Source organism: Pedobacter sp. Leaf250 (assembly GCF_920984735.1).
In the GTDB taxonomy this organism is placed as follows: domain Bacteria; phylum Bacteroidota; class Bacteroidia; order Sphingobacteriales; family Sphingobacteriaceae; genus Pedobacter.
In genome coordinates, this window is record NZ_CAKLBU010000009.1 from 23,179 (window position 1) to 36,277 (window position 13,099).

At 37.1% G+C, this 13,099-nt stretch carries 12 protein-coding genes; 4 read left to right on the forward strand and 8 right to left on the reverse strand.

All coding sequences use genetic code 11. The annotated features are described in order from the left end of the window. Window positions 1-74: 74 nt before the first annotated feature. The 4 genes from thrC to LUA91_RS09690 all read right to left on the reverse strand — a co-directional run bounded on the left by thrC (window position 75) and on the right by LUA91_RS09690 (window position 6,197). Window positions 75-1,385, reverse strand: coding sequence for a threonine synthase (gene thrC / locus LUA91_RS09675; protein WP_231425844.1), 1,311 nt, complete (start codon window positions 1,383-1,385; stop codon window positions 75-77). Between the two features lie 78 nt (window positions 1,386-1,463). Continuing rightward, window positions 1,464-2,393, reverse strand: a complete 930-nt coding sequence (locus tag LUA91_RS09680) for a homoserine kinase (RefSeq protein ID WP_231425845.1) — start codon at window positions 2,391-2,393, stop codon at window positions 1,464-1,466. Window positions 2,394-2,570: 177 nt separating this feature from the next. Continuing rightward, entirely contained in the window at window positions 2,571-5,021 is a 2,451-nt protein-coding gene (thrA, locus tag LUA91_RS09685; protein ID WP_231425846.1) for a bifunctional aspartate kinase/homoserine dehydrogenase I, read from the reverse strand. A gap of 684 nt (window positions 5,022-5,705) precedes the next feature. Beyond that, window positions 5,706-6,197 (reverse strand): GyrI-like domain-containing protein, encoded by a 492-nt coding sequence (locus LUA91_RS09690; RefSeq protein ID WP_231425847.1) that lies wholly within the window; start codon window positions 6,195-6,197, stop codon window positions 5,706-5,708. Between the two features lie 322 nt (window positions 6,198-6,519). Here LUA91_RS09690 and rsgA point away from each other — a divergent pair, with 322 nt between their 5' ends. Both rsgA and LUA91_RS09700 read left to right on the forward strand, forming a co-directional pair. Further along, window positions 6,520-7,440 (forward strand): ribosome small subunit-dependent GTPase A, encoded by a 921-nt coding sequence (gene rsgA / locus LUA91_RS09695; protein WP_231425848.1) that lies wholly within the window; start codon window positions 6,520-6,522, stop codon window positions 7,438-7,440. Window positions 7,441-7,568: 128 nt separating this feature from the next. Continuing rightward, entirely contained in the window at window positions 7,569-8,522 is a 954-nt protein-coding gene (locus LUA91_RS09700; protein WP_231425849.1) for a Smr/MutS family protein, read from the forward strand. A gap of 113 nt (window positions 8,523-8,635) precedes the next feature. Here LUA91_RS09700 and LUA91_RS09705 read toward each other — a convergent pair whose 3' ends face one another. From LUA91_RS09705 to LUA91_RS09715, 3 genes are all read right to left on the reverse strand, one after another. Then, entirely contained in the window at window positions 8,636-9,505 is an 870-nt protein-coding gene (locus LUA91_RS09705) for a carbohydrate kinase (protein WP_231425850.1), read from the reverse strand. A gap of 244 nt (window positions 9,506-9,749) precedes the next feature. Next, the gene (locus tag LUA91_RS09710; RefSeq protein WP_231425851.1) at window positions 9,750-10,025 is read right to left on the reverse strand and encodes a hypothetical protein; all 276 of its coding nucleotides are present in this window, start codon (window positions 10,023-10,025) and stop codon (window positions 9,750-9,752) included. Window positions 10,026-10,035: 10 nt separating this feature from the next. Continuing rightward, the gene (locus LUA91_RS09715) at window positions 10,036-10,704 is read right to left on the reverse strand and encodes a suppressor of fused domain protein (protein ID WP_231425852.1); all 669 of its coding nucleotides are present in this window, start codon (window positions 10,702-10,704) and stop codon (window positions 10,036-10,038) included. A gap of 170 nt (window positions 10,705-10,874) precedes the next feature. Here LUA91_RS09715 and LUA91_RS09720 point away from each other — a divergent pair, with 170 nt between their 5' ends. Both LUA91_RS09720 and LUA91_RS09725 read left to right on the forward strand, forming a co-directional pair. Continuing rightward, window positions 10,875-11,303, forward strand: a complete 429-nt coding sequence (locus LUA91_RS09720) for a DUF4440 domain-containing protein (RefSeq protein WP_231425853.1) — start codon at window positions 10,875-10,877, stop codon at window positions 11,301-11,303. Window positions 11,304-11,305: 2 nt separating this feature from the next. Continuing rightward, a complete protein-coding gene (locus LUA91_RS09725) occupies window positions 11,306-11,845 on the forward strand; it encodes a hypothetical protein (RefSeq protein ID WP_231425854.1) in 540 nt (179 codons plus the stop codon). Here LUA91_RS09725 and LUA91_RS09730 read toward each other — a convergent pair. Continuing rightward, window positions 11,823-13,091, reverse strand: a complete 1,269-nt coding sequence (locus LUA91_RS09730; protein ID WP_231425855.1) for a DUF5690 family protein — start codon at window positions 13,089-13,091, stop codon at window positions 11,823-11,825. The genes LUA91_RS09725 and LUA91_RS09730 overlap by 23 nt on opposite strands. Between the last annotated feature and the right edge of the window lie 8 nt (window positions 13,092-13,099).

Here is a 13,099-nt window from a genome sequence, read left to right on the forward strand (position 1 = left end):
CCGACTAGCACATACGGTATTGTGGTCGAGATTTGCAATCTCAACCACAATACCGTGGATTTGAAATCCACATTTTAGGCTTTATTCAGTAAGTAACTTTTAAACCCTTCAAAATCTACACCTAAATTATCTGCATGTTGGGGTAAACTTTCTAATGCTGTCACTTGCTCTGGGATCTCGATTTTAGAAGCAATATCTACAGGGAAGATATCAGGGAATTTACAGGCATGTGCGGTTGATAAAAACACTGCCGCACTATCATCTTTCGGATTTTCGGTTCTAAATTTCTCAATAGCCAAGTAAGCAATCGCTGTATGCGGACAAGCTACATAATTAAATCTCGAGTCGATTTCTTTAATCCCGACCAGTGTTTCTTCATCATTAAAACGATAGGAAGTTACCACCTTCTTTAAGGATTCAACATCATCACCAAATAAATTCATAATACGAACCCAGTTGCTTGGCGCACCCACATCCATCGCATTCGAATAGGTTTGGGTTGATGGTTTGGTTTCGTAAATGCCGCTTTCCAGGAAACGTGGAACGGTATCATTTATATTTGTTGCAGCAATAAATTGTTTAACAGGTAATCCCAATTTATAAGCCAATAAACCCGCTCCGATGTTTCCAAAGTTTCCACTTGGAACAGAAAAAATTACATTGTTTAAGCCCTGTTTTTTCAGTTGAGCATAAGTGTTGAAATAATAAAATGTTTGCGGAATTAACCTCGAAATGTTAATGGAGTTTGCCGAAGTTAGGCGGAATTTCGCATTCAGTTCATCATCAGCAAATGCTTGTTTAACTAAAGCCTGGCAGTCATCAAAAGTACCTTTAACTTCAATTGCTCTTATGTTTTGTCCGTTGGTTGTTAATTGCAATTCCTGTATCGGACTCACTTTTCCCTCCGGATAAAGAATGGTAACTCTTGTATTGGGTACACCTAAGAAACCTAAGGCAACAGCACCACCAGTATCGCCCGAAGTTGCAACTAGAACATCTAATAATTGTTCGCCATCCTTCAGGAAATATGCCATTATACGGCTCATAAAGCGAGCGCCAAAATCTTTGAAAGCTAATGATGGTCCGTGGAAAAGTTCCAGCACAAATGTCTTATCATCAAGCTTTACCGCCGGTGCCTCAAAGTTAATGGCATCATCAATTAAAGCTTTTAAATCTTCAGTTGTTATTTCATCTTTCAACAAAGTAGATGCGACCTTAAATGCAATTTCCTGCAAAGAATATTTTTCAATATTCGCTATGAATTCTGCATCCAATTGAGGGATTTCCACAGGCATATACAAGCCTTTATCCTGAGGCATGCTGTTAAAAACGGCTTCTTTAAAGGAAACGCGTAAATCTTTATTGTTGGTTGAATATAGTTTCATTTTAGAATGGAATAGGTGAGATGGATGATGGATCATGTATTTTCACATCATCCATTTTCCATCTGCCATTTTACATAATTACAATACTCTCGGCCCTTCAGCGTTAACTGAAGAAACGTAAGCTTTGCTGTTAATATTAATTTTTTGAAGATATAATTGTTGTGCTTTGGTTATTTTTTTGGCTATTTCCTCATTTTTTGTCAACGCGAAAACCGATGGGCCCGAGCCTGATATTCCGAAACCGATGGCGCCATTTTCCATTGCAATGGTTCGCATTTCTTCGAAGCCGGGAATTAATATTGATCTTGTTGGTTCTACCAAAACATCTTGCATACTGCGACCAATTAAATCAAAATCATTCATGAATAATCCGCTAACCAAGCCGGCAACATTTCCCCATTGGGTAACTGCATCTTTTAAAAGCACCTTGCTGCGAATCATTTGGCGGGCATCTTTTGTAGGTACATCAACTTCCGGATAAACTATTGCAGCATACATCCCCGCAGGTGTAGGTAAAGAAATTACATCAAGTGGTTCGTAACTTCGCACTAAAACAAAGCCGCCCAAAATCGCTGGGGCTACATTATCTGCATGTCCGTAGCCACAAGCCAGTTCTTCGCCTTTCATGGCAAAAGGAACCAATTCTTTAGGCGTTAATAAATCGCCCATAAGTTTGTTGATGGCAAATAAACCGGCAACTGTACTGGCCGAACTCGAGCCTAAACCACTGCCAATTGGCATTTTCTTGTGCAGCTCAATTTCAACACCAACATCCAATCGGTTAACGTGTTGCAAATAATGCTGAACGCTGGCACTCACGGTATTTTTTGCAGCATCTGAAGGCAATCGGCCATCATCGCCAGTAATTCTTTTAATAACTACCCCGGGAGTTTCCGTTAAACGCATTTCTACTTCATCACCTGGCTCGTTAACAGCAAAACCCAACACATCGAAGCCACAAACCACATTGGCAACGGTTGCAGGGGCGAAAACTTTTATTTCTTTCATAATTTTAATAATGATGTTGGAGCAAGGATTAAAAACCTTAAGCCAACTCATTTATATTTATCTTTTGTTTCTGGATGTTTGGTGATTGTTTAAGTTTATAAGAGTTGTCAGTCTGAGTTTATCGAAGACCTAATAAAAGTGCTTAAACAAACTCAGCATGACAGAAAAATATTTTGTTTAACTCAAAGAACCAACATTTATAATATCAGCAAACACACCTGCTGCGGTAACTTCTGCACCCGCACCCGGACCCTTTACCACCAATGGGCGTGATTTGTACCGATCCGTTGTAAACGAAATGATGTTATCACTTCCCGAGAGCATGTAAAATGGATGGCTATCATCAACCATTTGCAGACTGATTTCTACGTTTCCATCTTCTAGTTTACCAATATAGCGTAGAACTTTTTTATCGTTTGCAGCTTTATTTTTTAAATCCTCAAAATAAGCGGCATTCTTTTGTAACTCTGAATAGAAATCTTCAACAGAAGTAGCATTTAAGCAGGCTTCAGGCAGAATGTTATCGATTTTTACATCAGCAGCTTCCAATGGATAACCCGCATCACGGGCAAGAATTAGCATTTTACGCATAAAATCTTTTCCGTTTAAATCATCGCGTGGGTCTGGTTCAGTATAACCTAATTCCTGCGCTTCTTTAACGGTTTCGTAAAATCCTGCTTCGCCTTTAAAATTATTGAAAATGTATGAAATTGTTCCTGATAAAATGGCTTCGATGCGGGCTACTTTGTCGCCGCTCATCATTAATTCTCTCAATGTGCGGATAATTGGCAAACCTGCGCCAACATTGGTTTCATAATAAAAATCTACGCCAAATTTGCGGGCAGTATCTTTAAATGATTTGTATTGAGCGAAATCGGCAGAGTTTCCTTTTTTGTTACAGGTAACCACCGAAATACTACTTTCGAAAACTCCCTGATAAAATTCAATTGGCGATTCTGCGGCAGTATTATCAACAAAAACGCAATTGGGTAGGTTCATCGATTTCATACGTTCAACAAAACCCGCTAAGTCTGCTTGTTCACCGTTTGTATCTAAATTGTTTTCCCAATCTTCGAGCGATAAGCCTTCTGCTTTAAAAATCATTTTACGCGTATTGCTAATTCCAGCAACTTTAACCTGTAAATCGTTGTTGGCAGCAAGAAAGGGCATTTGCTCTTTCAATTGGTTGAATAAAGTTTTACCGATATTTCCAGTACCCAAACAGAAAATATTCAGCGTACGTTTTAAATCAGTAAAGAAAGCATCATGAACGGCATTTACCGCTTTCGATAAATCGCCCGCACTGATAATTACCGAGATATTATATTCTGAAGAACCTTGTGCAATAGCACGAACATTGATACCGTTTCTGCCCAGAGCGTTAAATAATCTGCCGCTCATGCCAGGTGTACGCTTCATGTTCTCGCCAACAATTGCTAACACCGCTAAGTTGTTTTCTACTTCCGGTAGAGCCAGTTTATTGGCATCAAGTTCCAATTCAAATTCCTTTTTAATTAAAGAAATTGCCTGACCAGCATCAGTTGGTTTAACTGCAAATGTAATGCTGTGTTCTGATGAAGATTGGGTAATCAGAACCACATTTATCTGTTCGCGGGAAAGCAAAGAAAACAATCTTCCGCTAAAACCTGCCTTGCCCACCATGCCGCTTCCGGTAAGATTGATGATGCTGATGTGATCAATGGAAGAAATCCCTTTTATTGGCAAGCTTGATGCTTTAACATCACTTTTTATATAAGTTCCTGAAAAATCGGGTTCAAAAGTATTTTTAATTACAATTGGAATTTTCTTCATGAAAGCCGGAATCATCGTTGGCGGATAAATTACTTTCGCCCCGAAATAACTCAACTCCATTGCCTCGGTATAACTTAACTCTGGTAAAGAAAAAGCCTTTTTTACGATACGCGGGTCGGCAGTCATCATTCCGTTTACGTCCGTCCAGATTTCAATTTCCTCTGCATTTAAGGCTGCGCCCCAAACTGCTGCGGTATAATCAGAGCCGCCACGGCCCAAAGTGGTTACACGGCCAACTGAATTACTGGCAATGAAACCTGTAACAAATAAAACCTTGCTTTTATTCGATTGGTAAAAATCGTTAATCAATATTTCAGTGAGCTCGGTATCTACCTTTGCCTGTCCGAAATTACTATCGGTCTTTATCAATTCCGAACCATTTACATATAGTGCTTCGGCCAATTGCTGCGATGCGATATGTGCAATCATAAAAGATGAACAACGTTCTCCGTAGCTCAAAATCTGATCTTTGGTTTGCAAACTCAATTCGCGAAGGTTGGTTACCGCCTGCAATAAATCTTCCAGCTCGTTAAAGAAGATTTTTAAACGGGTAAACACCGGGTTTTGTGCTGCCGCCGGTAAAAGCGAGCGGATTACCGCGAAATGTTTTGCTTCAATTTCTTTTAAACCTGTGTCGTAATCTTCACCCCGTTCGGCACTTTCGGCCATGTCGGTTAGTAAATTGGTTACGCCACTCATTGCCGATAATACAACTACCGGATTGCTCTCTAATTTTTCTTTGGCTACTATGTTTAGCAGCGTTTTAATGTTCTCGGCCGAACCTACGGATGTGCCGCCGAATTTTAATATTTTCATTAGTTTATATTGGTTTTAACTAAATAATTACCCTGGCGTGTAAATTTTTGTGGTCTGTTGCCCGTGTTCATTTAGTTTTGGTTTAAAAAAAAAGCGCCCCGATTTGTGTCGGGACGCTTTCTGTGTTTTTTATGTTAATTCAATTTACAACAAATTAGCCCCGCTGGTTTATCCCGGTGGTAATAATAATCGTTGTAATAATTGAAGTATTAAAAGTCATACTGTTGGTGTATTTTGTACACCGTAAAGTAGCAGATTATTTTTCTTAATTGCAAACAATTTTAAATTTTATTTGAAAATATTTTAATAAAACGTTTAATGAGATGAAATGAATACATTATTTGAACCGAAAACTATAATGGAAAATTGTCGTTTGGAGGAAGAGTGATGAGGCAATCTTATTCGATGAGTTTAATTCCCCTACTTTTTAAGGAAGGGTGCCCGCAGGGCGTGGTGGTTTCTATCAAAATCTTCATCGGATGAATATAAAAATTATACCATAGTCATCCGATGACTAAAACATTAATTAGAAAAGGTACTGCAGTAGTTCTTCGGATGCTGCAGCCCTGCCATTTGCTGCAATCTTTTTGGCTGCCGTTTCCTTTCTTATTATCGTCATTGCGAGGAGGAACGACGTTGCAATCTATTTAGATTAATGCAACAGAAAGTATTTCCGCTTCTGGTTTAATTAAATTGGGGTTGGGGTTCTTTTGGAGTTGAGCTAAACTTACTCCTCACCCCAATATAAATCTCCACTTCCGAATCTGCTCCCTGTTGAGATTTTTCGCCGTATACTTCAAAATCTGCATTGTAAGTTCTGTATAGTGCGATATCATTGTCCCAAATATCTTTCCAGGTTTCAAGTATGGCATTTGGCATTTCACCTTTTGCTTTATATCTCAAAAGCTTCTCGTTATTAATTTCTCTACCTATTAAACCGTCAGGTATATTATTTAGTGAGGTTACCCGCTGCCCGATGATAGCAGTGTATTTGCCTGTATAATTATTTTCATAATCGGTGTAAACGGCATAAATATCATCACTTTCTTTATTCGGAATTTTATTGAAAATTTCTTCAGCATAAAATCTTTGCCAAAGTGCTCCTAAATCGGAAGCAGCCTGATTATTCTGATTCGAAGTTTCTGTAGATATGCCGATGATTTTGAAGTTTTCCATAAGGTGTGATTTTAAGCGAAGATAGGAGAATCTATATTAATATTGTCAGTCTGAGCCTGTCGAAGACCTTTTGCTTTAGTCCTTCGACAAGCTCAGGATAACAAATAGATATAAAACCTTGCATGGAAACTGAGTTTCATTGCACAATTTTTCTTTTTTAAACCTGATGGGAGCGGGCATCCCGATATTTCTTCGGGATAAAGCGGACAGCAGGAATAACATTAAACAGGAATACAGGTTTTGCTTTCCAAATCATTATCAATCAAGCTTTCCACATTTCCCGCAAACATCTTCCATCCTTTTCATACCTTTGTTGCAAAATATGCAGGGCTTAGTTATTAAATCTACGGGGAGTTGGTATATCGTTTTGGCCGATAATGGCGAACGGTACGATTGCCGTATAGTAGGAAAATTCAGGATTAAAGGAATTAAAACCACTAACCCGATTGCTGTTGGCGACCGCGTAAAATTCGATTTGGAGAAAGACAGTAATCAAGGTTTGATAAATGAATTGCTGCCGCGAAAAAATTACATTATACGCAAATCGATTAACTTAAGTAAGCAGGCACAAATACTTGCTGCAAACCTTGATATGGCGATTTTGCTGGTTACACTGGCATCGCCAAGAACATCTTTAGGTTTTATAGACCGATTTCTGGTTACCGCCGAAGCGTATGATGTGCCTGCAGTTCTAGTTTTCAATAAACTCGATTTGTTTAGTAAAGAAGGTTTGGAAATTCTGCAGGATTTTAAAGAAATATACCAGGCAATCGGCTATCCTTGTTACGAAGTGTCGGCTTTGAAAGGCATTAATATCCCGATTATTCAAGAGCTAATTGCAGATAAGATTACTTTGATTTCCGGTCATTCGGGTGTTGGTAAATCGAGTTTAATTAATGCGTTATTGCCCGATAGAGATTTGCGCACAGGCGAAGTTTCTGATTGGAGCGATAAAGGCCAGCATACTACAACGTTTGCCGAAATGTTCGAATTGCCACAAGGTGGTTTTATAGTAGATACGCCAGGAATTAGAGAATTAGGTGTAATTGATATTGAGAAAGAGGAGCTAAGCCATTTTTTTAGAGAGATTTTCAAAACTTCGCACAACTGTCGATTTAATAATTGCAGGCACGTAAATGAGCCTGGTTGTGCGGTGATTGAAGCCGTAAATACTGGCGAAATTGCCGTTTCGAGATATGAAAGTTACCTAAGTATTTACCATGGCAACGATACAAGGCATTAACCCCCCAACCCCCTAAAAGGAGAGCTGAAAAGCTGGGTGGAAAAACACAAACATTGTAAATAATAAGTTGTTTAGGCATGTTGCTTAACTATAGAAAGGAGAAGTTCCCTTTAGGGGATTTAGGGGTTATGAAATTCAAACTAGGAGATTTTGTTCGTTTTGTTGATGAAAAACGTGAGGGATATGTAACCAAGATTATTGATGCACAAACTTTGGGCGTTACAGATGAAGATGGTTTTGAAATTCCGGTGGCAGTTAGCAACTTAACTTCGGTGCACGGTCATGGTGTGGTTGCGGAAGAAATTGAAACGCCAAAGCCTATTCAAGTGAATGTTCCATCCATCAGTAAAATAGAAAATGGGATTTATGTCGCAGTTGCTACCAACAATAAGGCTGGCAACGTGATTCATTTTAATCTTCAAAACCAGTCGCCAAATGTGCTTTTGGTTAGTTTAACTTCAGAGAAGAAAGAAAAATATTCAGGTTTATTTCACGGCGTTGTAGAAGCTTATCAATCGAGCTTAATTTATTCGGCATCGTTGGCCGATCTAGAAATCTGGCCAGAGTTTACCTTTCAGATTTTAGTTTTTAGCAAAGCTGATATAAAACCAGTTGATCCTTTGGTAATCCGTAAAAAGTTTAGGGCTAAAGATTTTTCTACTGAACAAAAAGAATTACCGCAATCGAAAAACAAAGGTTGGTTAATCCGATTGGATGATTTAGTTCCGGTTACGATTGATGCGCAAAAATTAAAAGAAAGTTTTTTTAAGTCGCCTGCAGAAAAAAGAACTGTTGATGCGCCCGCAAAGGAAATTGATCTTCATATAGAAAAGTTAAGGGATGATCATCACTTTTTAGAAGCCGATGAGATTTTACAAATTCAATTGAATTATTTCCAAAATGCTTTGGATGCCGCGGTGGTTCATCATTTTGATAGAATGGTATTTATTCACGGCTCGGGCAATGGGACTTTACGCGATAAAATTCACAAGCTGATTAGTAAAAACCCGCATATAAAAACTTACATGGATGCCCGCAAAGAGAAGTTTGGCTACGGTGCAACTGAAGTGGTTTTTAAATAGTTGATAGGATTGTTTGCTGAACTGTAAAATGCAAAATCAGTCATCGGATGAATATAAACATCATCCCTATATTCATCCGACGACTATCATTTAAACTGCCAATTGAAAACTATTTAATTAAAAACTTCATCGCCGTAATCAGGATTTGCACCTGGTTGCGAGGCCACAAAGGCGCCAACTTTGCAAGCTCTGTCTAAAACAGTATCCATAGGGAAACCATGAAGGTAGCTGGCAATAAACGTAGCCAAAAAAGAATCGCCAGCACCAACGGTATCTGCAACTTTTACCTCATAACCTTTATGGTGGTAAAGCCTGCCGTCATTTAAAACATAAGCTCCTTTTTCCCCGACAGTTAAACAAATAATTTTGATGGTAAAATTATTGCTAAGTTGTTTTAAAACCTGCTCATCAGTATTTCCACTTAGCGAAAGTTCATCTCTTAAGTAAACCAATTCATGTTCGTTAACTTTCAGAATGTCGGCTTGATTTAATAGTTCTTTCAATGTATCTATCGTATAAAATGGCGGACGCAGATTAATATCGAAAATTTTAAGTTTTGCTTGTTTCAACAAAGCTAAAATGGTTTTTTTACTTTTCTCGTTTCTACAGGTTAAGCTACAATAAACCAAAGCATCGGCATTGGTTACCGCCAAAATAGCTTCTTCTTTAAGTTCAATGGCATCCCAGGCAACTGGTTCAACAATTGTATAGGTGGCGTGATGTTGTTCATCTAATTTTACTTCAACAGTGCTTGTTGGAAGGTTATTCCCGGTTTGAATTAGATTAGCAGGATATGATTTTGATGCCAGAAACTTGATTAATTCTTTGCCATTTTCATCGTCGCCAATGGCACTTATAAATTGGCTATTTATACCTTGTTTGTGTAGATTAAGGGCAACATTCATGCTTGAGCCGCCTGCCTTTTTTCCTTCGGGAAAAACATCCCATAATATTTCGCCAATGGCAACAACTGTTTTTTTCATAATAAATTTATGTATCGCAAGGTAGCAATTTTAAGAATTGTTACTCTGAAATGTTTCCTTCTATCAATGCGTTAGGCTCTTTTCCAAACTAGATAAAAGCTGTGTGATAAAACTTTTGGAGATGGTATGGTCACTATTTCTTGTACAGATGATTGAACTGGTGTAACCTAATAATCCGTTTAGTATCTCTAACCACAATCTTTTCGATGCCATTAAATGGAAATTCATGATTAAAAACTGATGTTCAATTATTGTTTTTAAACATATCTATCAATTTAAAAATAAGCCAGCTGCCTGCAAAGGCAAAAACTACATCTGCTAAAAGTGCTATCAGACTAAAATTAATACTTGTACTTCCCTGCTTGGTTTCTATGTGATAGCCAGTTACTTTGGTATAGAAGTTCAAGGGAAAACCATATTGGTCGGCACCATCAGCATCGTAACTTAGGCTAGCTGTTGCCCAATTAATAATGATAAAGAGTACAAATCCTCCCAATAAAATTTTAAATATAATTTTCATTAAGAATTTGTTAAACTAATAAATTTTCTCTTTGCTTATCAAAAACTTCTTTACCATCTTTTTCAATTAATTTATCTAGCAAGGCATTATAGCCATTGCTAATTTTATACTCCAACTCATTCTTATACAAAGGGAAAATCGTATAAATGTTTATTACTTCATCATTAATTTTTATCTCTGTAAATTCTTCATCAAAAGTTACCGATGGCAAAATAACCAAACCTACATAATCGGTTTTTTCACTATAAGGTTCCATATCGGCGGTAGCTTGTAAGGTATGCCCAATCGTTAACCAGGTATCGTAATGGTGTGGGAAACGAGCAGTTTCTTTGAGCATTCCAATAATCCAATCATTTTCATTTCCACTCGGAAAAATCTTTCCAAACTCGATTTCTTTTGGCAATAGAATCATCAGTTCTGCAAATTTATGCAATTCTGGATTTTCTAATCCTTCGCGAACGGTCATTTCCAATAAACTCATTCCAGAGGTTAAAAGGATATTGAAATCATCTTCTGATGAATTAATAAAGTAAACATCCAAATGAAAATCAGGCATTAACATTTCATGAAAAACAGTGATTTCGCTTGATTGATAAAACTTATCTAAATGATTTGCGATGGCTTCCGGATGGTTATCAAAGAAAGTTCTGTTGCGAAATTTTTCGTAAAATTCGTTCATGAGTTACGGTTTTTGGTATTATAGTTTCATTGAAAATAGTTCACAAATCTTATTCCATCATTAAAATACGATATTAATTAAATTTTAAAGCTTTTTGCTATTTTAGGTGAGGATGTATTTCTACATTTATGGATAATAGAAAATAATTATCTCAATAAATTAAAAATAATATGACAAAATCAATTTTTACACTTCTAATCTGTGTGATCAGTTTTTATGCAAAGGCTCAAACCCCGAAAGATAAACAAGCTATACTGAATGTGCTTGAAAACCAACGACTGGCCTGGAACAAAGGAGATTTGGAAACTTTTATGCAAGGTTATGTTAAAAGTGATAGTTTACTTTTTGTTGGCAGTAGCGGACCAACTTATGGCTGGCAAAAAACCTTGGATAATTATAAAAAAACTTATGCTGGTAAAGCCGGAATGGGTCAGTTAACTTTCGGTATCAAAAAAGTAGATTTTTTAAATAAAGATGTGGCCTTCGTTTTAGGAAGCTGGCATTTAAAACGTGAGAAAGATGAGCCACAAGGTTATTATACATTATTATTCAAGAAGATAGATGGCGTTTGGAAAATAATTGTAGATCACAGCTCTTGAGGATGAAAAAAAGCATTGTTTATCTATCTATTTTAATCGTATCAATTTCTTCCTGTAATTATTCATCTCATAAAAAACAAGAAGCCGTTATTTACCATAAGGATGGATTGAGTTTTAATTTGCCAAAGTATTGGAAAGTTAAAAAAGACCGCCCCATTGATGGAATTCCAGATAGCAGATTTATTTCCATTAGTGATGAAGAACCATTTTCGAAGGATTCATACCTCATAATCACTGCGATTGATTCGGTAAGTGTAGAAGAAACCATGCAAAATCTGATTGCACAATCCAGGACAAGTTATAATAAAAGAAAGATTGAATTTGGGATGCTAAATGAGCCAAAGGAAATTGTAATTGGAAGGCAAAATGCCTTAAGAGCTGATTTCGAAACAAGGGTGATTAACAACCGAAATAAAGGAAGTTTTACCTTATTTAATTTGAATGGCAAAACCTTCTCATTTATATCCAGTGTTAATGTTAAAGACAAAAAAGAAAACTGTAGCGTAGTAGATTCTGTGATTAAATCTTTGCATTTGAAATAAATTTCCTTGAGAAGTAGTATAAAGAATAAACTGTTAGCAGGCAACCAATTACTGATAAAATAATCACGCTGTTAGAGAAAAATGTTACCCAATTTAACTTTACTTTAAATATTTCTTTGCTTAATAATACGCCAATACTGCCCACATAACCAAATGAATCGGCAATATAAATAAGGAAACCTACATTGCCGGCATATTGAAATGAAGAGATCAACCGATCGAAAAATACGGCATTGAAGGGAATGTAAACCATGTAAAGCCCTAGTCCAACACAAGTCATCCACCAAATGGGCTGAATTAAATTTGCCTTAAAGAGTAACGAACAAGCACCAGCCATAATAAATCCGGCAATGATAAAATAGTGTGCAGTTTTAAGTGCTGTAAAATTATTTTTAATTAACACCATACTCCCAACCAGTACCAGTACAATTAAAGTAATTGGCGTTTCAGTTTTAGCAAATATGGCTGGCTGATTTGCAAATCCCATTTCGTTCCACATTTCTGCGCTAAAATTATCTCTTATATCTCTAAAAATGGTAGCAAAACAATAGATAATAACACAGGCTACCAAACCTCCGAAGAATTCTTTGAGGAAGAATTTTCTGTCCTTTTCAATCATTGGAATCCGATCGGCCCTATGTTTTATGTCATCCTCATCTGGAGGAGGTATTTTTTCCATTAGGTAAACAAATATTAACAGGGGCAAGGCAAATACCAAACCGGTACTAAAAGGGATCCAAAACTCGGATAAATGAAAAGTGATGCTCAGCCAGGATCCAACAGATTTTACAAAACCCGATGCGAAAATGAAACTTACAGCTAATGTGGCGCCAATAAAGTCAGTACTTCTTCTACCTTCTACATAAGAGAAAACCACACCCCAAAGCATACCAAGAGGAAAACCATTAATGAAGAGAAAAACGATATTATAAGGTACAGGTGTAATGGCGAAAAATAACCAACTTAACCATGCTATTGCTGTGAGAACAATAATAATCTTACCGCGACCTGTACGTTTCAACTCTGAAATATACTTGATCCCATAAAATTTTGCCATCAAATAGCCCAGCATCTGGCAAATTACCAATATGGTTTTGTAACTATAACCGGCAATGGTTATGCCTTCGAAAGTGGCAACAGTAAATGATTTTCGAAAACCAAAAATCATGGTATAGGCGAGAAAAACAACGACTGCGGCGTATAACCCTGTTTTAATCTGACTATTAAACTTAAAGCTGTTTGCCATCGGCGTTT

Bases quoted from the DNA above. Each gene is read 5' to 3' on its own strand.
- LUA91_RS09720 (WP_231425853.1), top strand. From the start codon at position 10,875: ATGACAAAATCAATTTTTACACTTCTAATCTGTGTGATCAGTTTTTAT.
- thrC (WP_231425844.1), bottom strand. From the start codon at position 1,385: ATGAAACTATATTCAACCAACAATAAAGATTTACGCGTTTCCTTTAAA.
- thrA (WP_231425846.1), bottom strand. From the start codon at position 5,021: ATGAAAATATTAAAATTCGGCGGCACATCCGTAGGTTCGGCCGAGAAC.
- LUA91_RS09700 (WP_231425849.1), top strand. From the start codon at position 7,569: ATGAAATTCAAACTAGGAGATTTTGTTCGTTTTGTTGATGAAAAACGT.
- LUA91_RS09690 (WP_231425847.1), bottom strand. From the start codon at position 6,197: ATGGAAAACTTCAAAATCATCGGCATATCTACAGAAACTTCGAATCAG.
- LUA91_RS09730 (WP_231425855.1), bottom strand. From the start codon at position 13,091: ATGGCAAACAGCTTTAAGTTTAATAGTCAGATTAAAACAGGGTTATAC.
- LUA91_RS09725 (WP_231425854.1), top strand. From the start codon at position 11,306: ATGAAAAAAAGCATTGTTTATCTATCTATTTTAATCGTATCAATTTCT.
- LUA91_RS09680 (WP_231425845.1), bottom strand. From the start codon at position 2,393: ATGAAAGAAATAAAAGTTTTCGCCCCTGCAACCGTTGCCAATGTGGTT.
- LUA91_RS09705 (WP_231425850.1), bottom strand. From the start codon at position 9,505: ATGAAAAAAACAGTTGTTGCCATTGGCGAAATATTATGGGATGTTTTT.
- rsgA (WP_231425848.1), top strand. From the start codon at position 6,520: ATGCAGGGCTTAGTTATTAAATCTACGGGGAGTTGGTATATCGTTTTG.
- LUA91_RS09710 (WP_231425851.1), bottom strand. From the start codon at position 10,025: ATGAAAATTATATTTAAAATTTTATTGGGAGGATTTGTACTCTTTATC.
- LUA91_RS09715 (WP_231425852.1), bottom strand. From the start codon at position 10,704: ATGAACGAATTTTACGAAAAATTTCGCAACAGAACTTTCTTTGATAAC.